At 62.1% G+C, this 19,332-nt stretch carries 18 protein-coding genes; 12 read left to right on the forward strand and 6 right to left on the reverse strand.

The genetic code is table 11. The features are described from left to right. Position 1: 1 nt before the first annotated feature. Entirely contained in the window at positions 2-274 is a 273-nt protein-coding gene (locus K3180_RS04330) for a metal-sensitive transcriptional regulator (protein WP_221538452.1), read from the reverse strand. 61 nt (positions 275-335) lie between these two features. Here K3180_RS04330 and K3180_RS04335 point away from each other — a divergent pair, with 61 nt between their 5' ends. The 4 genes from K3180_RS04335 to K3180_RS04350 all read left to right on the forward strand — a co-directional run bounded on the left by K3180_RS04335 (position 336) and on the right by K3180_RS04350 (position 5,287). Next, positions 336-2,027, forward strand: a complete 1,692-nt coding sequence (locus K3180_RS04335) for a copper resistance system multicopper oxidase (protein ID WP_221538453.1) — start codon at positions 336-338, stop codon at positions 2,025-2,027. Beyond that, positions 2,024-3,112, forward strand: a complete 1,089-nt coding sequence (locus K3180_RS04340; protein ID WP_221538454.1) for a copper resistance protein B — start codon at positions 2,024-2,026, stop codon at positions 3,110-3,112. The genes K3180_RS04335 and K3180_RS04340 overlap by 4 nt, the downstream gene beginning before the upstream one ends. Positions 3,113-3,353: 241 nt before the next feature. Further along, the gene (locus tag K3180_RS04345) at positions 3,354-4,391 is read left to right on the forward strand and encodes a diacylglycerol/lipid kinase family protein (RefSeq protein WP_221538455.1); all 1,038 of its coding nucleotides are present in this window, start codon (positions 3,354-3,356) and stop codon (positions 4,389-4,391) included. Continuing rightward, positions 4,388-5,287 carry a hypothetical protein gene (locus K3180_RS04350; RefSeq protein ID WP_221538456.1) on the forward strand — a complete coding sequence of 300 codons (900 nt, stop codon included), beginning with the start codon at positions 4,388-4,390 and terminating at the stop codon, positions 5,285-5,287. Before K3180_RS04345 ends, K3180_RS04350 begins: the two co-directional genes overlap by 4 nt. A 3-nt stretch (positions 5,288-5,290) precedes the next feature. Here the strand turns inward: K3180_RS04350 and K3180_RS04355 are convergent, their stop codons facing one another. Continuing rightward, the gene (locus tag K3180_RS04355; protein ID WP_221538457.1) at positions 5,291-5,788 is read right to left on the reverse strand and encodes a DUF2141 domain-containing protein; all 498 of its coding nucleotides are present in this window, start codon (positions 5,786-5,788) and stop codon (positions 5,291-5,293) included. 278 nt (positions 5,789-6,066) lie between these two features. Between K3180_RS04355 and rpe the strand changes: the two genes are divergently transcribed. The 8 genes from rpe (at position 6,067) to K3180_RS04395 (ending at position 15,285) form a co-directional block, all read left to right on the forward strand. Continuing rightward, positions 6,067-6,729 carry a ribulose-phosphate 3-epimerase gene (gene rpe / locus K3180_RS04360; protein ID WP_221538458.1) on the forward strand — a complete coding sequence of 221 codons (663 nt, stop codon included), beginning with the start codon at positions 6,067-6,069 and terminating at the stop codon, positions 6,727-6,729. Further along, positions 6,726-8,663, forward strand: a complete 1,938-nt coding sequence (locus tag K3180_RS04365) for a heparinase II/III family protein (RefSeq protein WP_221538459.1) — start codon at positions 6,726-6,728, stop codon at positions 8,661-8,663. Before rpe ends, K3180_RS04365 begins: the two co-directional genes overlap by 4 nt. An 8-nt stretch (positions 8,664-8,671) precedes the next feature. Further along, a complete protein-coding gene (gene purH / locus K3180_RS04370) occupies positions 8,672-10,258 on the forward strand; it encodes a bifunctional phosphoribosylaminoimidazolecarboxamide formyltransferase/IMP cyclohydrolase (protein WP_221538460.1) in 1,587 nt (528 codons plus the stop codon). A 229-nt stretch (positions 10,259-10,487) separates the two neighbouring features. After that, the gene (msrA, locus tag K3180_RS04375) at positions 10,488-11,168 is read left to right on the forward strand and encodes a peptide-methionine (S)-S-oxide reductase MsrA (RefSeq protein WP_221538461.1); all 681 of its coding nucleotides are present in this window, start codon (positions 10,488-10,490) and stop codon (positions 11,166-11,168) included. Between the two features lie 36 nt (positions 11,169-11,204). Beyond that, on the forward strand, positions 11,205-11,672 hold the full coding sequence (locus tag K3180_RS04380; RefSeq protein ID WP_221538462.1) for a Fur family transcriptional regulator: 468 nt from the start codon (positions 11,205-11,207) through the stop codon (positions 11,670-11,672). 75 nt (positions 11,673-11,747) lie between these two features. Further along, positions 11,748-13,670: a 1-deoxy-D-xylulose-5-phosphate synthase gene (gene dxs, locus K3180_RS04385; RefSeq protein WP_221538463.1), complete on the forward strand. Its 1,923-nt coding sequence runs from the start codon at positions 11,748-11,750 to the stop codon at positions 13,668-13,670. 23 nt (positions 13,671-13,693) lie between these two features. Further along, positions 13,694-14,491 carry an alpha/beta hydrolase gene (locus K3180_RS04390; RefSeq protein ID WP_221538464.1) on the forward strand — a complete coding sequence of 266 codons (798 nt, stop codon included), beginning with the start codon at positions 13,694-13,696 and terminating at the stop codon, positions 14,489-14,491. Next, positions 14,488-15,285 (forward strand): crotonase/enoyl-CoA hydratase family protein, encoded by a 798-nt coding sequence (locus tag K3180_RS04395; RefSeq protein ID WP_221538465.1) that lies wholly within the window; start codon positions 14,488-14,490, stop codon positions 15,283-15,285. Before K3180_RS04390 ends, K3180_RS04395 begins: the two co-directional genes overlap by 4 nt. A gap of 1 nt (position 15,286) precedes the next feature. Here the strand turns inward: K3180_RS04395 and K3180_RS04400 are convergent, their stop codons facing one another. The 4 genes from K3180_RS04400 to K3180_RS04415 are packed head-to-tail and all read right to left on the reverse strand — an operon-like array spanning position 15,287 to position 19,268. Next, entirely contained in the window at positions 15,287-15,961 is a 675-nt protein-coding gene (locus K3180_RS04400; protein ID WP_221538466.1) for an NnrU family protein, read from the reverse strand. 51 nt (positions 15,962-16,012) lie between these two features. Next, entirely contained in the window at positions 16,013-16,507 is a 495-nt protein-coding gene (locus tag K3180_RS04405) for an FKBP-type peptidyl-prolyl cis-trans isomerase (protein WP_345719424.1), read from the reverse strand. A gap of 14 nt (positions 16,508-16,521) precedes the next feature. Further along, on the reverse strand, positions 16,522-17,895 hold the full coding sequence (locus K3180_RS04410) for an amidohydrolase family protein (protein ID WP_221538467.1): 1,374 nt from the start codon (positions 17,893-17,895) through the stop codon (positions 16,522-16,524). Further along, positions 17,892-19,268, reverse strand: a complete 1,377-nt coding sequence (locus tag K3180_RS04415; protein WP_221538468.1) for an amidohydrolase — start codon at positions 19,266-19,268, stop codon at positions 17,892-17,894. Before K3180_RS04415 ends, K3180_RS04410 begins: the two co-directional genes overlap by 4 nt. Positions 19,269-19,332: the final 64 nt, after the last annotated feature.

Here is a 19,332-nt window from a genome sequence, read left to right on the forward strand (position 1 = left end):
TTCACCTCCGCGCTTTTTCGAAAAGAACGACCAGTTCCTCGAATTTCTCCCGCTGCTCATCCTCGTCGCCGCTAGCGATTGCTTCAGCGACGCAGCAGGCTGCGTGATCCTTCAGCACCTGGCTTTCCACCTTGGCAAGAGCCGACTTCACCGCCTGCATCTGATGCAGAATGTCCATGCAGTAACGATCATCCTCGATCATCTGCGCGACCCCGCGCACCTGGCCTGCAATCCGGTTCAGCCGGTTGATTTTCGCAATCTTCGTTCCGCTCATGCTCGAATCCTGCTTGTAATACCCTAGGGGGGTATATAATAGACCGGTCGAAGGATCAATGATGCATAAAGTTTCCCGCCGTCGCCTGATCAAAAGCACCGCAGCGCTGGCCGCAGCAAGCGCACTGCCCTTGCCAGCCTGGGCGCGGGGCGCGTCACTCACCCATGCGGGAAAGGGCTTCGGTGAAGTGTCGGGCGAAGACATCGAACTCGCCATCGGAAACCATCACTTCACAACGGGCGGGCGTTCGGGGCATGCAGTGGCAGTCAACGGCACGGTGCCGGGGCCGCTGGTTCGCCTGCGCGAAGGGCAGACCGTCCGGCTCCACGTAACCAACAATCTGGACGAGGACAGCTCGATCCACTGGCACGGATTGTTGTTGCCGTTCCAGTTCGATGGCGTACCCGGGGTAAGCTTTCCGGGTATCCGTCCTGGCGAAAGGTTCACTTACGAGTTCCCGATTCGTCAAAGCGGCACCTATTGGTGGCATTCGCATTCGGGCTTGCAGGAGCAGGCTGGCCACTACGGCCCGATTATCGTCGAGAGCGCAAATCCCGATCCGCGCTACGATCGCGACTACATCGTTCTGCTTTCCGAATTCACCCCGATGCACCCGCACGAAATCATGCGGAAGCTAAAGGTCGGTGAACATTACTTCCAGCGTGACATGCTCACCGCGACCGAAGGCGAGATGTCGGGCGAGATGCGGCGTATGTGGGGCAAGATGCGGATGAACCCGCGCGACATCTCCGATGTCACGGGCAGCACCTACACCTTCCTTATCAACGGACACGGGCCGCAGGATAACCTGCAGCTGGCGTTTCAACCAGGTGAGCGTGTGCGACTGCGGGTCATCAACGGGTCTGCCATGACCTTCTTCAACCTGCGTATCCCCGGCGTGCCGATGACCGTGATCCAGGCCGATGGTCAGGATGTGGACGAGGTCGAGGTTGACGAGTTCCAGATCGGCGTGGCGGAAACCTATGACGTGATCGTTACCCCGCCGTCCGGCAGCCACGCCATCGTTGCCGAAGCGATGGATTGTAGCGGCATGGGTGTTGCCAGCCTGACGAGCCACAAGGGCCATATCGCAACCCCTCCGCCGCTGCGTGAAATCCCCACACTGACAATGGTTGATATGGGAATGATGGACCATTCAGGCATGGAAGGCATGGGCGGCATGGACCACTCGATGCGGGACAAGTCCCTCGTGCCCGACGATGTCGTGGTTGGGCCGGGCGTGGACATGATCGCGCCGATGCCAGTGGACCGTATGGATTTCCCCGGCCTTGGCCTCGATGGGGCAGGCCACCGCGTGCTGCGCTACACCGATCTCAAGGCCAGGCGCATGAATCCGCATCGCGAGATCGAACGCGAGATGGAAATCCATCTTACCGGCAACATGGAACGCTACATGTGGTCGTTCGACGGCAAGAAGTTCACCGCGTTCACCGACGATCCGATCCGTTTCGGATATGACGAGCGGGTTAGGGTCAAGCTGGTCAACCAGACAATGATGGCGCATCCGATCCACCTGCACGGCCATTTCTTCGAACTGGTCAACGGCGCGGACCACATGCACCAGCCGTTGAAGCACACGGTGATCGTGCAACCGGGCGGCACCGCCACCTTCGATCTGACCGCCAACGAGCCTGGCGACTGGGCTTTCCACTGTCACCTGCTCTACCACATGCACGCCGGCATGATGCAGGTCGTCACGGTGCGCCCGTTCCCCGAAGGAGACGGTGCATGATCCGCGTCGCGCTGCTCGCCGGGTCGATGCTCGCGGTTACGCCGCTCGCCGCTCAGGACCATTCCGCGCACGGTGCGGCTGCCCGACCGCAGCCCGAGATGGATCACTGCGCGATGGGGCATCTTCTACCCGAGCAGTGCCCCCCCAAGGGCGAGCCCGCACCCGAACAGTCTCCCGAACCGGAGATGGACCATTGTGCGATGGGTCACCTTCCGCCCGAACAATGCCCGCCGAAGGACGAGCCGGAGCCTGACACGGGAACGGATGGCGAAATGGCGGGCATGGACCATTCCTCGCACGGTGGGATGAGCGACAAGTCCGCCCCTGGCGCGGCACCCGAAAGCGCCTTGCCGCCACGCGCGCTGGAAGGGCCGCGTCACGCCGCCGATGCCGTCTGGGGTGAAGCAGCCATGGTTCCTGCCCGCAATCAGCTGGCACGCGAGAACGGCGGCATGACCACGGGTATGGTCCTGGTCGAACGGCTCGAGGCGCGCATCGCCATCGATGGCGGCGAGGACGGTTATCTATGGGATGCGCAGGGCTGGTATGGCGGAGATATCAATCGTTTTGTCCTCAAAACCGAGGGCGAAGGCGAATTCGGCGGCGCGCTGGAGGATGCTGAGATCCAGGCCCTCTACAGTCGTGCCATCGGCCCGTTCTTCGATCTGCAGGCGGGTGTGCGGTTCGATCCGGAGCCGGATAGCCGCACACACCTCGTCATCGGCACTCAGGGTCTCGCGCCCTACATGTTCCATGTCGATGGCGCGCTGTTCCTGTCCGACCGGGGTGACCTGACTGCGCGGCTGGAAGCGGAATACGATCAGAAAATAACGCAGCGGCTAATCCTCCAGCCGCGGATCGAAATCGAATTGGCCGCCAATGACATACCGGAGCGTGAAATAGGGTCTGGTCTCACGAAGATCGAACCCGGGCTTCGTCTTCGCTACGAAGTCATGCCGGAGTTCGCACCCTATATAGGGTTCGAATACGAGGCCAAGGTCGGCGAGACGGCAGATTTGGCGCGTTTGGCCGGCGAAGATCCCGATGGCCTCAAGGCGGTGTTAGGGCTGCGCGCCTGGTTCTAGCGAGGCGCGCGATGAGCCTTGCAATGCTCACTTGGGTTGAACGCACTTCCATCCGACTCGGCTCATTCAGCGAAGGTTAGTCGGCGGCCCTCCAGCGCGCAGATGTTGTTGCAGTGCAACACATTGTAGCAGCCCCGCGCTGGTAATCGCTGCAGGAAACGTTACATAGACATGACAAAGTGTGACTCTTTGAAGAAACATTTAGGTTTGCCCTCTGCGCTCAGGCAAAGGCGACGGGATCATGGAACGCACCATATATCAGTTTGATCATCTTTCCCGCATTGCGGAGGGTATCAGGAGTGCGCCCATCTCGTTGCAGCCCGGTCATCGGGTTGGCAATGCGGTGCAGGTCGGAGTCATCCTCAATCGTCGCAGTCACCAAAATACTGCCGAACGGCGAGAATGCGAAGACCGCAGCAACGTCTCCGTCGCATGTCCGGAAACCCGCCTCGACATCGCGCATGAACTGGCGCGGTTCGCCGAAAACGGGATAGATCTGCTCGTCATCAGCGGCGGCGATGGCACGGTGCGCGACGTCCTGACCATGGGCCAACCGGTCTTTGGTTCGCGTTGGCCGAAGATTGCTGTACTGCCCAAAGGCAAGACCAATGCACTGAATGTCGATCTGGGATCGCCTTCGGACTGGACGCTGGCGCAAGCAATCGATGCCTATAATGGCGGCCGTACCGTCAGGCGCCGTCCTTTGGCCATCCGTAAGATCGGTAGCGATGATCCGGCCATGCTGGGTTTCATCTTTGGAGCGGGTGCATTCTCGCTCGGTGTCGAAGCGGGACAGGACGCGCACCGGATCGGGTTTTTCAATTCGCTTGCGGTCGGCATGACCAGTGCCTGGGGCGTGTTACAGGCGCTGTTCGGCAGCGACGCCAACCGCTGGCGTCGTGGCACACAGATGGAACTGGCCTATCTTCCTTCGGGCGAAGCGATGTCACATTCACGCCACGGCGATCCGCGACGTCGGCATCTCATGCTGGCATCGACGCTGGAGACCATGCCGCTCCATATCAAGCTGTTCGGCAAGGGACAGGCCGGTATCAGGATGGTCGTGCTCGACCGTCCGCTCCGCCGCATTCTCTTCTCCGTTCCAGCCATCCTCGCCGGCTGGCATCCTCGCTGGTTGAGCGATGCAGGGCTGCACCATTTGTCCGCCACTGGCTTTGCGATTGAACTCGATGCGCCCTTCATCCTCGACGGGGAGCATTTCGCGCCGGGTAGCTACACTATCGAGCAGGGCCCCGAACTGACCTTCGTCGCGGGGTGAGCGAAAGCCTGCAGGATCGGGTTCGCCGGACGCTCGCGCAGGAGGTGCGTAGCGAAGTGGCCGGTTACGCGCGCATGCTGGGCGAAGAAGCCGGGGCCAGCGCAGTGCTGTTCTATGGTTCGAACCTTCGGACAGGTTCTCTCGAGGGCGTGCTGGACTTCTACGTCCTCTTACCCGGGCCGCAGCGCGAGCGGATCTGGCCGCGAGTCAGTTATTGCGAACGGCCTTTCGAGGGTGACATTCTTCGCGCCAAGATCGCCACGATGAGCCTTGATAAGTTCGCGCAAGCGGCCACTGGTCGAAGCCGCGACACCACAATCTGGACCAGGTTCGTCCAGCCAAGTGCTCTTGTCTGGGCGAAGGACGAACCCTCGAGATCGGCCGTGGAGGATGCCATCGGACATGCGGCACGAACTGCAGCCCGGTTCGCAGCGGTGCTTGGCCCGGAAAGAGCGCGCGCGCAGGATTACTGGCAAGCGCTTTTTCAAGCCACCTATCGTGCCGAATTCCGCGTCGAAAAGCCCGGCCGCGAAGATTCGATACTGTCAGTCAATGCTGAACACTTCGACGGCCTTTTGCCGCTTGCCTGGGATGCCGAGGGCGTGCCGATCAAACGCGGTCCTGACGACACGCTCAAGCCGGGCATGGGGGACAGACGCCGTGCCAAGATCATGAAAGCATGGCGGGCGCGCCAACGGCTGGGTAAGCCACTTAACATCCTTCGCCTGGCCAAAGCGACGACGACCTTCGAAGGTGCTGCGCGCTACGGTGCCTGGAAGCTGGAGCGACACACCGGGATTGCGCTGGAAGTTACGCCTTTCCGTGAAAAGCATCCCCTGCTCGCCATGCCGGGGGCGGCATGGGAACTATGGCGCAAACGCAGGCGCTCCGGCTAGAAATCAGCGGTAGCGCATGCGGATCGAGATGTTCTCCACTCCACTGCCGACATCGAAGCCTACCTTCTTGTAGCTCGGCTTGCCGAGGTTGAAGAGATTGATGCTGGGATCGTTCGACATGGCGCCACCGTCTCCGAAAATATCTGTTTCGCCATCCCCGTCGACATCGTGGCGAACGGCAATACCGTAGTGACCAGCCTTGGGAAGCGGCATGCAGAAGCGCATGGTGCCGGCCTTCGCAGGAGCTTCCATTCGATAAATCCAGCGGCCCTTCTCCAGCCAATCTTGCTTGGTGGCACGGTAAGACTGGATACGGATCGTACCCTTGCTTTCCTTTATCCCCGTAATGGCGACCGACACAGCAGGGCCCTTACCTGCCGCGCACAGGCCCGGATCATTAGTGATTTTTTCGCGGTATTGCGCTTCGGCAGGTGATGACAGCGTCAGAGCTGCAAGCGCAAACGTGCCGGTACCTGCAATGGCAGCAATCAGTTTCTTCATACGGAAAGCCCCGTCAATTCAAAGTGAGTGCAGAGAAATCTCTGCATCTTGTTGGCGGGATTCCCGCCTCGATACACCGAGCTGTTTGCCAAATTTCCGCTGAATTGCGGCTGAATTTCCCGTTCAGCGACGAAAGAGGGCGAGTAAAGGAGGCAAGCTGCGACCAACGGCAGCGGTGGTTCGTGGATAAGCCGGGGGACAAGCTTGTGGAGACTTACGGGAGAAGGGTATTTCGAATGTTGCAAGGCTAACTCAATCCGAAGCCGGACAACGCGATCATGACTGCCCCACTGATTTCGCCCTCCATCCTCTCAGCCGATTTTGCCCGGTTGGGTGAGGAAGTGCGTGCGATTGACGAGGCCGGAGCCGACTGGATCCATATCGATGTAATGGACGGACACTACGTGCCAAATATCACCATCGGGCCTGCGGTGGTGAAAGCATTGCGTCCACATACCGACAAGCCCTTCGACGTCCATCTGATGATTCAGCCGGTCGATCCTTACCTGGAGGCTTTCGCCGAAGCCGGCGCGGATATCATCACCGTCCATCCCGAAGCGGGGCCGCACATCCACCGCACGCTGCAGGCTATCAAAGGGCTCGGCAAACAGGCGGGCGTAGTGCTCAACCCGGGTACTCCGGCAAAGATGCTCGATTATCTTATCGAGGAAGTCGACCTCGTTCTGGTGATGAGCGTCAATCCCGGCTTCGGCGGACAAAGCTTCATCCACTCGCAGCTGCGCAAGATCGAGGCGATCCGCAAAATGATCGACAAGACGGGCAAAGACATTCGGCTCGAAGTCGATGGCGGGGTCGATCCGAAGACTGCTCCGCTCTGCATCGATGCCGGGGCCGATGTGCTCGTGGCTGGCTCCGCCACATTCCGCGGCGGACCCGAAAAATATGCCTCGAACATCGCCGCGCTGAAGGGCCGGAAATGAGCGAAGGGCACGTCGATCTTCTGAATGCCGCGCGTGAAGATGCACCGGGCAGAATGCAGGCGGCCTTGCCGTTGTTCGACGAGCCCGAACCCCATGTAGAAGCGAAAGATCGCGAACCGGAGGTCGAGGTCTGCCACGTTGCCGAACCGCAGCCCGTTGCGAAGACCCCAGCTCCTCCATCAGAACCAATAGTCGATCCCGAACCCCTCGAGCCTGCTCGGGCTCTCGTGCCCGCCGATTTTGCGCTGCCTGATACCGGACCGGTCGAAATGGCGATGCGCTGGGCCTATAGACTGGGCGTACCCGGCTCGATCCTTTGTGCCCCGTTGCGCAAGCCTGCACGCCCTCGGTTCCTCGCGATGGTCGAAACTCCGCTTGCCGGCGATCGTGCCTCGGGAATGGCTCTGCGTGCCGGGTATCTCCAGGTTGCGGGGCACAAGACGCTCATAACCAGGCTTGATTTCGCCTCGCCCTCCAAGCTGGCCCCACCCGTCGCCCGCGCTGTGCATGGCTTCACCTGGATGCGCGACCTGTCTTCCTGTGCGCCGCGCGGACAATGCGCCGATACCTCGGGACGTCTCTTTCGCGAGTGGCTGAAGGCGAATCCCGAGCCCGGAAAGGGGCCCGCATGGGATGTAGAACTTGCCGGTTTGCGCCTGCTGAACTGGCTGGTCCATACACCGGTCCTGCTTTCGGGTGAGGGCGAGAAACTCAAGACTCCTCTTCTGGGTGCTATCGAGGTGACGGCGCGCTGGCTCGACCGGCACGTACCGAACGGGAATGATGGCCTCGCGCAGGTGACGGGCTGGACGGGTCTGGTGGCGGCCGGACTGCTGCTGCCCGATGGCAAGCCGCGCCGTTTGCATGCAGAAGCGGGCCTCCTGCGGACGCTCGGCGAACTCGTTAGCGACGATGGCGGTGTACTCTCCCGCAGCCCTTCGGCGCAGGCGCAGGTCATCGCACTGCTTGTCGACCTGCGGGCCTGCTACGAGGCGGTTAAGCAGGATCCGCCCGCTGCGTTTGCTGCGCTTCTCAGCCTGCTCGTCCCCGCGCTCCTGTCCCTGCGCATGGGCGACAAGGGCCTCGGCAGTTGGCAGGGTAGCTCCGCCATGAGTGAATCTGCGCTCGATGCCCTCGTCACCGCGAGTGGAGTACGTGCACGCCCCATGATGGATGCTCGCCACTGGGGGTATCAGCGGGTGCGATCGCGCGACGGACTGTTGGTCATGGATGCTGCACCACCGCCGAAGCCGCGCCACGCACGCCACGGCTGCGCTTCTACGCTGGCATTCGAATTTTCTCACCGGACGCAGCGGATCGTCGTCAATTGCGGCGGCGCGGAACTTGCGGGCGCGCTGGTCCCGGCGCGAATCGAGCAGGGGCTGCGCGGAACCTCGGCCCATTCGACGCTGGTACTCGACGAAGCCAATTCCACTGCCGTCCTCCTCCACGGACAGATCGGCAAGGGGGTTGAAGAAGTCGACTTCACTCGCGAGACCATCGAACAGAGCGGGCGTAAGGCGGTCAAGCTGGAGGCTTCGCACAACGGATATGTCGCGCGGCACGGCCTGCTCCATCGCCGCATCCTTATCCTCTCCGACGACGGCAGTGAACTGCGCGGCGAGGATGTGCTCGAGCCTTCGGGTCGCAAGGGCAAGCGCGGCAAGATCGCCTTCGCCATCCGGTTCCATCTCGGTCGCGGGATCGAGGCGAAACTGACCGACGACGCTATGGGCGTGCATCTGGCGCTTCCCGACGCAAGCTACTGGCAATTTCGGCTCGGGGGCATTAGCGGCGAAGCGCACTGCACGCTGGAGGACAGCCTGTGGGTCGATGGCCATGGCCGTCCGCACGGCGTGCAGCAGATCGTGGTCGAAGGCATGGCCGCGCGCGGCGGGGAACGCTTCCCCTGGCTGCTCAAACGAATGGGGTGAATTTTTCGGTGACTGACGTGGCGATCAAGCGGGCACTGCTTTCGGTGTCCGACAAGAGCGGTTTGGTAGATCTGGGCAAGGCGCTTGCAGCCAAGGGTATCGAGCTGGTCTCGACCGGCGGTACTGCCAGGGCGCTGCGCGACGCGGGCCTGGAGGTGAAGGACGTCTCCGACCTCACCGGTTTTCCCGAGATGATGGACGGACGCGTCAAGACGCTGCACCCCATGGTACATGGCGGTCTTCTGGCAGTGCGCGACAATCCCGGCCACGTAGCCGCGATGGCGGAGCACGCGATCGGTGCTATCGACCTAGTGGTGGTCAATCTCTATCCTTTCGAAGCCACTGTCGCAAAAGGCGCCGGGCGCGACGAGATCATCGAGAATATCGATATCGGCGGGCCGAGCATGGTGCGCAGCGCGGCGAAGAACCATCAGTTCGTCACCATCGTCACTGACCCTGCGGACTACGGCACGCTGGTCGGCGAGTTGGAAGCGGCGGGCGCTACCTCGTTCGAATTTCGCCGCAAATGCGCAGCCAAGGCCTTTGCTGCCACTGCGGCTTACGATTCGATGATCAGCCAGTGGTTCGCTTTCGCCGACCAGGGCGAAACCTTCCCCGGAATGCTCGCCGTGAACGGCAAGGAGCCGACCGAGCTGCGCTATGGGGAAAACCCGCACCAGAAGGCGGCGCTCTACACGCCGGTGGGACCGCATGCGAAAGGCATCGCGCAAGCCGAACAGCTGCAAGGCAAGGAACTCAGCTACAACAACTATAACGACGCCGACGCCGCGCTGGAACTCTGTGCGGAATTCGCAGGCGGCGATCCCGCAGTAGTGATCGTGAAGCATGCCAACCCTTGCGGTGTGGCGCAGGCATCTTCTTTGATCGAAGCCTGGAACGAGGCTCTGGCATGCGACAGCGTTTCGGCCTTTGGCGGCATTGTGGCCGTGAATGCCGAACTCGACGGCGAGACGGCAGCGGCGATCTGCGAGATCTTTACCGAAGTGGTCATCGCGCCCTCGGTCAGCGAAGAGGCGCGCGAAGCTTTCGCGAAAAAGAAGAACCTCCGCCTCCTGGTTACCGGCGAGCTGCCCGACCCTCGTCGCGGCGGCTTGATGGTCAAGCCGATCACGGGTGGTCTGCTGGTCCAGACGCGTGACAATGGCGCAATCTCGCAGGACGACCTCAAGGTGGTTACCCAGCGCGAACCCACCGAGCAGGAACTCAAGGACTGCATTTTCGCCTGGACCGTGGCGCGGCATGTGAAATCGAACGCCATCGTCTATGCCAAGGACGGGGCAACCGCAGGCATCGGCGCAGGCCAGATGAACCGCCGCGATTCGAGCCGGATCGCCGCTATGAAGGCTGCGGAAGCTGCGGCGAAATACGGCTGGGACAAAAGCCGCACCGTCGGTAGTGCCGTCGCATCGGACGCCTTCTTTCCCTTTGCCGATGGTCTGCTTGCCGCGGCCGAAGCGGGCGCTACGGCGATCATCCAGCCCGGCGGTTCGATCCGCGACGAGGAAGTTATTGCCGCAGCGGATGAGCACGGCCTCGCCATGGTGTTTACCGGAATGAGACATTTTCGGCACTAATACGGCGGCTCGTTCCGCCAATTGGCTGAACGCTGCACAACCCGACCATTCAGCACGTTGCAATCGGCGCGTGCGTACCCACGTGGGACAAGACCACGAAAGACCGTAAGATGAACCTGTTCAGCCCTGACCTTTATCGCAACTTCGGCATCGGTTTTCTTGCCGGTGCTATCATTGTCGCCTTTTCCAATGGCGGGGAGATAGTTTCCGCCGTCGCCGCTATAATCTGATGCGCCCGGCCGCCCTTCTCGTGGCGGCTGCTACCCTCGTAGTGACCAGCGCCTGCCAGCAGCCGGCCCTTGCCGCCGAAGAGGTGGTCGAGGCTCCCGCTGCCGTTCGCACTGCCAAGGAAGGAGCCGGTCTGAAGACTGCCATCTTCGCCGGCGGCTGTTTCTGGGGTGTGGAAGCGGTGTTCAGCCACACGAAGGGTGTCCGCAGCGCGGTGTCCGGCTATCACGGCGGAACCGAACGACAGGCGGATTACAAGCTCGTTTCATCCGGCGTGACCGATCATGCAGAGGCGGTAAAGGTCACCTATGATCCGCGTGTTATCCGCTACGATCAGCTGCTACGGATTTTCTTCTCCGTCGTCGCGGATCCGACGCAGCTCAACCGCCAGGGGCCGGATCGCGGCGCGCATTATCGCAGTGCACTGATTCCGCTGTCTGCGGAGCAGAGTGCAGTCGCCAGGACCTATCTCGCCCAGCTGAAGAAGGCGGGCCTGTGGGACAGACCGATCGTCACGCGTATCGAACGTGCGCAGGCATTCTACCCGGCCGAGGCCTACCATCAGGACTTCGCCGCCAAAAACCCGCGCCATAGCTATATTCAGCGCTGGGATGCTCCCAAGGTGGCTGCGCTGAAGCGACTCTATCCCGGCGTCTACCGCTCCGAGTTCCAGCGCGACTGACTTGCGCGGGGACGCAGGCGGGCCTACCTCTCGTCCATGGCAGGACACGCGCACGCACATAAGGAACATTCGGGCGACGATCTGATCGACGCAGCCCGGCTCACGCTCACCGATGCAGGCGAACAATGGACGGGTATGCGCCAATCCGTGTTCGAAGAGCTGGCTCGGCACGACAAGCCGGCCAGCGCCTATGACATTGCCGACAATCTGTCCGCCGCGCGCGGTAAGCGGGTTGCCCCCAACAGCGTCTATCGCATTCTAGACCTTTTCGTGCGGACCAATCTCGCCAACCGGATCGAAAGCGCGAATGCCTATCTCGTCAATACGCATCCCGGATGCCGCCACGATTGCATCTTCCTGATCTGCGACGATTGCGGGAAGGCGACGCATATCGACGATGACCGCGTGACCGGCGCCCTGCGGGTTGCAGGCAAGGAAGCGGGTTTCACCGATGTGAAGCCGGTGGTCGAACTGCGCGGACTGTGTGACGATTGTGCCGCCTGAGGCAGCGACAGAGCGTTCTTTTTCAGCGACCAAGCGTTCATCGACAGTTCGGAAAACCGCGTGTAAGGCATTCGTATGACTAGCCGACCCGATACGCCATTGCTCGACACCGTCGTTACGCCTGACGATCTCCGCAAGCTCGATAAAAGCCAGCTACGCCAGCTTTCCGACGAATTGCGGGCCGAGATGATCGACGCCGTGGGGACGACGGGCGGGCACCTCGGCTCCGGCCTCGGCGTGGTCGAGTTGACCACAGCCATCCACTATGTGTTCAACACCCCGGAAGACAGGCTGGTCTGGGACGTGGGCCACCAGTGTTATCCGCACAAGATCCTGACCGGACGGCGCGACCGTATCCGCACCCTGCGACAGGGCGGGGGCCTGAGCGGCTTCACCAAGCGCGCCGAAAGCGAATATGATCCCTTCGGTGCTGCACATAGCTCGACCTCGATTTCAGCCGCTCTCGGCTTTGCCATGGCCAACAAGATGCAGGGACGTCCGGGCCGCGGGATCGCGGTGATCGGCGATGGAGCGATGAGCGCCGGCATGGCCTATGAGGCGATGAACAATGCCGAACAGGCGGGCAACCGGCTGGTGGTGATCCTCAACGACAATGACATGTCGATCGCCCCGCCCGTGGGCGGTCTTTCCGCCTATCTCGCGCGGATGGTGTCCTCCAGCGAATACCTCGGCCTCAGAAGTATGGCCTCGAAGATCGCCAGAAAGCTCAGCCGCCGCGTGTGGTCGGGGCTGGAAAAAGCCGAGGAATATACTCGCGGCATGGTCACTGGCGGCACGCTGTTCGAGGAATTGGGCTTTTACTACGTCGGACCGATCGACGGGCACAATCTCGACCACCTGATCCCGGTGCTCGAAAATGTGCGCGATAGCGAACAGGGTCCAGTGCTGATCCATGTCGTGACGAAGAAGGGCAAGGGGTACGCCCCGGCCGAAAACAGTGCCGACAAATATCACGGCGTCGCCAAGTTCGATGTCGTCACCGGCGAGCAGAAGAAGTCCTCAGGCGGCCCGCCCGCCTACCAGAACGTTTTCGGAGAGACGCTGGCGAAGCTGGCGAACGACGATCCGCGGATCTGCGCAATCACCGCCGCCATGCCGAGCGGTACGGGTGTCGACAAGTTTGCCAAGGCACACCCGGACAAGGCTTTCGATGTCGGCATCGCCGAACAGCACGGCGTGACTTTCGCCGCAGGACTTGCTGCCGAGGGCATGCGCCCCTTTGCGGCCATCTATTCGACCTTCCTCCAGCGCGCCTACGACCAGGTGGTGCACGATGTGGCGATCCAGAACCTGCCCGTGCGTTTTGCCATCGACCGCGCCGGACTGGTCGGCGCGGACGGCTGCACCCACGCAGGCAGCTTCGACATAACCTATCTCGCCACACTGCCCAATTTCGTGGTTATGGCCGCCGCCGACGAGGCGGAACTGGCGCACATGACCTACACGGCGGCCGAGCATGACGACGGGCCCATCGCCTTCCGCTATCCGCGCGGCAGCGGCACCGGCGTGGAAATACCGGAGAAGCTGGAAAAGCTCGAGATCGGCAAGGGTCGCATCGTACGCGAAGGCACCAAGGTCGCGATCCTGTCGCTCGGCGCACGTCTGGAAGAAGCCAAGAAGGCTGCCGACCAGCTCGAAGCCAAAGGGCTTTCGACTACCGTCGCCGACATGCGCTTCGCCAAGCCGCTCGATACCGATCTGATCGAGAAGCTTATGCGCAGCCACGAAGTCGTGGTGACGATCGAAGAAGGCGCCATCGGCGGTCTCGGCGCACACGTGCTGACCTTCGCTTCGGACGAGGGACTGACCGACACCGGACTCAAGATCCGCACCATGCGCCTGCCCGATATCTTCCAGGACCAAGACGATCCGGCAAAGCAGTATGACGAGGCTGGGCTAAACGCGCCGCATATTGTTGATACCGTGCTCGGCGCATTGCGACACAATTCGGCAGGCGTCGAAGAGGCGCGCGCCTGAATCAGGAACGGCTCGCACGTGCCATGGCGATTGTGCTAGCGAGCATTCTGGCAATCTACCTCGCGCTGGTCGGTTTCCTGTATGCCGCACAGGGTCCGATCATCTATCCTGCACCGCGAACCATCGGTCCCGCGGCCGGCGGTTTCGAGGAAATCGTCTATCGAACCAGCGATGGGCTCGACCTGCGCGCCGGATATCGTGCCGCAAAATCCGGCTATCCGACCATCGTCTATTTCCACGGCAATGGCGCCGACTGGGTTTCCAGCGTCGTGGCAACGGACCGGCTCGTTCCTGAAGGCTACGGCGTTCTGGCCGCCGAATACAGGGGCTACCGCGGCAACCTCGGCACACCGAGCGAAGAGGGGCTGTACCGCGACGGTAGAGCGGCCATAGCGTTTCTCGCGGAGCGCGACGTGAGTGCAAACGATCTGGTCATCATTGGCAATTCGATCGGTTCTGGCGTGGCCGTACAAATGGCGAGCGAGACAGAGCCCGCAGCGCTGGTCCTGATTTCCCCCTTTGCCAGCCTGACCGGGCTAGCCGCCGAGAAATTACGCTGGCTGCCAACCGGGTTACTCCTTCGGGACCGTTACGAGAACGTCCAGAAACTGCGCACGATCAATGCGCCGACACTGCTATTGCATGGTGATGCCGACAGTTTGATCCCGCATCGACATGCTTTAATGCTGGCCGAGGCCAATCCCCGAGCGGAGTTGCGCATCTTTCCTGGTGTCGGCCATGACCTTGCATGGCACGAGACAGCCGAAGAGGCTGTATTGGAATTTCTGGCGCAGCGTATTGAAAAGGATGAGAGCGAATGAACCTGCTCACAATCGAAACTGCCGCTCACATTACCACCCTTACGCTCAACCGGCCGGACACGATGAACCCGCTCGGCGCCGCGGGCGATGGCGATGCCTTTGCTTCAGCCAGCGATGCGATCAATGCGGACATGGATGTACGTTGCGTGATCCTGACCGGCGCCGGACGTGCCTTCAGCGCTGGAGGGGACATCAAGGCGATGAAAGAGAAATCCGGCGCTTTCGGCGGCACCGCGCCGGAGGTCGCCGATGGCTATCGCAACAACATCCACAAGATCCTGCGTGCGCTCTATTCGCTGCGGGTACCTCTGATTGCAGCAGTCAACGGACCGGCGATCGGGCTGGGGTGCGACCTTGCCTGCCTTGCCGACATGCGGATCGCAGGAGAGAAGGCGAAGTTCGGGGTGACTTTCCTCAAGCTCGGTATCATCCCGGGTGATGGCGGCACCTGGATACTGCCGCGCATCATCGGCGAAGCGCGCGCGGCAGAGCTTTTCTACACCGGAGAGGTGATCGATGCCCGAACGGCGCTCGACTGGGGACTGGTCAGCCGAGTGGTCGGGCAAGGCGCTTTGATGGACGAAGCACGCGCGCTGGCCGCCAGGGTCGCGGCGATGCCGCCGCATGCACTCAGGCAAGCCAAAAACCTCATGCGGCAAGGACGTTCGGTGAGTTATGATGCCGCACTGGAGATGGCGGCCAATGCGCAGGCGCTGATGCACTCGACGCAGGATCATATGGAAGGCGTCGACGCTCTCCTCGAAAAGCGCGCGCCCAGCTTCACGGGCAACTGACCTAGCCTATCCAGCGCCAGATCCCGGCTGGAATGCCTCCTGCAGCAATGTGCCACCATGTTATACCTAGCCAGACGGCAATCGCCGCGAGCCATAAGACCGGGCCCGCGCCCGGCAGTTTGGACCACCTTGGCCAGTAACCGGTCTTTGCCTCCCAGCCTTCCCATGCCGCGCCCATCAGGGCTTTCTTCTTGCGGTCCTGCATGTGCGCGCCGACCAGCGCCAGCACGAGTATGGCAAGAGCGACGATATTGGTGCGCCAGCTCCACCAGAGCACTATGTGCGATATAGCCCAGAGCGCGAACCCCCACATCATCGGGTGGCGGGTCACGGCGAATACGCCAGAGGGATCGCGCTGCGCCAGCTTCTCCGCGCCAGGAGCCGGGAGCGCGGGATTGCCTCTCAGCGAGCCCAGAAAGAGCACCAGTGCGGGCAGCGTCAGCACGGTGGAAATGGCCCAGCCTGTCTCGCCCGTACCGCCCAGCCCTCCGGCAGGAGCGGCGACGAAGGCGAAATACATCCAGACCATGCAGGCCGCCGCAACCACGCTGTAGAGCAGGCTGAACCCCGCAGGCCCGAGGGCCTTTACCAGCGGCGCGCGAAACGGATGCGACAGGGCGAAATGCGTACCGACGAAAGCGATCGAGGCAGCAAGAAGCGAGGTAAGCGGTTCCATGAAAGCCCTCCCATCGGTTCAGGCTATCACGCCCCAGCTTTCAGGCAAGCTCTACTCTGACGGATCGATAGCCAGAAGCTTCACTTTGAAAAGCAGAGTTGCACCTCCCGGAATCGGCCCCTTGCCCTTCGGGCCATAGGCAAGGTCGGCAGGCGCGGCGATCTCGATCGTATCGCCCACGCCCATTTGCGGTATCGCCATTTGCCATGCCTTTATCAGTCGGCCCAGCGGGAAGGTCGCGGGCTCCCCGCGGTCGAAACTTGAATCGAAGGTCTCGCCATTGATGAAGGTGCCCGCATAATGCACGGTCACCGTGTCAGAGACCGTCGGACGCTCTGCCTCCCCGGCATATTCAAGATAGCGCCAGCGTAGTCCGCCATCCATGTAACGCCAGCCGTCTTCGGCCCTGAGACCAGAGACATAGGCTTGCTGCGCGCTCATCCATGCAAGATCCTGCGACCGATCGGGCGCCTCCTGCTGCGCAATCGCAGCATGGAAGCCAACCGCTACGAAGGCCGCGCCGAGCGCAATCAACATTGAACGCATGTTCGGGTCCGTCCTTACCAGTCGTAGCCTTCCGGCAGGGCGCTCTCGTCGATGTCGCGATAGCGGTCGCGCAGGCGGCTCTGGTGATTGTCCAGCGGCTGCCTGATCCCATCGATATAAACAGCCGTCGGCATGGAGCCGACCTCGAGAGGATCACCATCCCAGACTACAAGGTCACCCATCGCGCCTGCCGAAAGCGTACCGGCGCGCCCCGCCATACCGCTGATCTCTGCCGGAACGGAAGATATGGCAGCAAAAGCCTGCCCCCAGCTGAGACCCGCGGCCCCCGGTACCCGGCTGAGAGCAACGAGATTGCCGGCATACTGGTTGAGGTTGCGCGGGTTCTCCATCGCGGAAGCATTGATCGCGACCTTCACTCCTGCCTGGACCATACGGCCGATGTTGGATTGCGTCGCGGCCAGCTCCTCGAAACTCTTAGGCAGGTCGTCGAGCCCGTCGGCGATAACCGGCACCCCTGCCGAGGCGATGTCCTGCGCCGCAAGCCAGCCTTCGCTAGCCCCGACCAGTACCATGTCCAGGCGCGGAAATTCGCGTTTCAGGGCCAGGGTGCTGCGGATATCCGAAGCGCGCTCCACCATGACGTAGAGCCGCTGCTCCCCGCGCACGACAGGAACCAAAGCGGCTGCATCGAACCGGGTGAGCAGCACGTCGTCGCCGCGCTCGGCATCTTCGCCCGACAGGCGCGGATCGACTGGCAGATCGTCACCCGTGGTGCTCGCCGCAGGTCGCGAGGCGCGGCCCGGGATGCTCGCGTCCTCGCCGAACTGGCTCGCTTCGCGCAGTGCATTGCGGAACAAGGCATGGGCGGAAGCCCGGCTCCCACCGGAGAGGCGCGCGCCGCCTTCGCCCAGTGCCACGACCTGGAATGCGCGCGGTGTTACGACGGGGTCGGCGTCCGCTCCGAGGTCGATAATGGCGCCCTGACCGCCGAAGATCGAACTCGATGGCAAGGTAACGCTCGCCGCTCTGGTCACGCCGGCCGCGCGGTGGATGGCAATATGCTGCGAGTTCGGATTGACGATCGGCGCCACGTCGAGAGCGGCGCTGAAGGGTGAATTGCCTGCGCGGGTGTCGTTCGATTCACTGACCGCACCGACATCCCAGAGGCCAAGCGAGGTGACAGTCGCGAACAGGCCAGGGGTGACCCATGTACCCGTGCCATCGACGGTATCGATCCCTGCGGGCACGACGACGCCGGTCCCTGCTGCGACGATCCTTCCGCCACGTACGACCACCGTAGCTCCCTCAATGGGTTCGGAACCGTCACCTGTGGCCACAGTGGCATTGGTAATGGCGACGTCCTGGGCCGAAACGGACGAGGCGGCGAGGGCGAGCGCGCTGGCCGCGAGTGCGAGAAGGCGCTTCATTTCACATCTCCTTCGCCCGGCTGGCCGAGCTCGAAATCGCTTACCGGTCGGCGTTTGCGATCCATCGCATCGAACAGGAGCGCACCGTCGATCCAGACCTTTTCGGGCCGCGAATAAACGCTCAGCGGATCGCCATTCCATAGCACGATGTCGGCCATCTTGCCCGGCTCGAGGCTGCCGGTCATCTTATCGATTCCCATTGCCTTGGCTGCGTTGAGGGTAAACCAGCCGACCACTTCCGCATCGGGAATGTCGATGCCGACCCGGCGTCCCGCCGCCTGTGCCTTGGCGGCTTCCTGGTTGAGACGCTGGATGCCATTCGCATCGTCGGAGTGGATGACCACACAGGCCCCTTCGCGCTGCAGGTAGGCGGCATTCTCGAGGATGCCGTCATAGGCTTCCATCTTGAACCCATACCAGTCTGCCCAGATCGCGCTGCACACATCATTTTCGCGCAGCAGATCGCCGATCTTGTAAGCTTCGACGGCATGGTGGAAGGCGGTGACCTTGTAGCCCATCTCCTTGCCCATATCGATCACCAGCGCCATTTCGTCAGCGCGGTAGCAGTGATTGTGGATGAGGATATCACCATCGAGGACGCCTTTGAGCGTTTCCTTGCCAATGTCGCGTTTCTCGCCGTCATAGGCCTGCGCATCGAGCCACATCTGCCGGTTGACCGCGAAATTTCCCATTCGGGTAGAGGGCGCGCGGCCCCTGCCGCCATAGACTCGCTTGGGGTTCTCGCCGCAGGCCATCTTCATGCCGTAGGGCGCGCCGGGGAACTTCATCCCCTGCACCGTGCGTGACGACACGTTTTTGAGTGTTACCGAACGTCCGCCGGTAAGGTTCGCCGAGCCGGGGAGGATTTGCAGCGAGGTGACGCCGCCATTGGCTAGCGCGCGGGTAAAGCCGGGGTCCTGCGGCCAGACCGAATGTTCCGCCCAGACTTCGGGCGTGGTCGGGCTGGTCGCTTCATTGCCGTCCGAATGCGCCTCGACGCTGGGGGTGGGATAATCACCGAGGTGCGAGTGGATGTCGATCACGCCCGGCGTCACGAACTTGCCGCCCGCATCGATCCGGTCGTAGCCGTCGGTGGGGAGCGAAGCATCGCCGATCGCCACCACTTCGCCATCGCGAAACAGGACCGTGCCGTTGTCGATCCGTCCCCCTGCGCCATCATAGACAGTCGCGCCGACCAGTGCGGTCGGGCGCCCCGGATAGCGCTGGTAAGTGCTGGCATAGGGTGCGCGGCCGTCTTCGCCCTTGGGCGCGGTCCAGTCGGCATCCGATGCCGAGGCGCGGTCCGTGTCGGAGCCGGTCGTGGCGCAGGCGGCGAGGCTCGCAGCAAGCGCGAGCGGAACAAGTCTTTTCATGCAATCCCCCAATCGAGAACGGGCCGGAGCATTGCTGCCCCGGCCCGTACCGTCAATGGACATT

It is taken from the genome of Qipengyuania huizhouensis (assembly GCF_019711635.1).
GTDB lineage: Bacteria > Pseudomonadota > Alphaproteobacteria > Sphingomonadales > Sphingomonadaceae > Qipengyuania > Qipengyuania huizhouensis.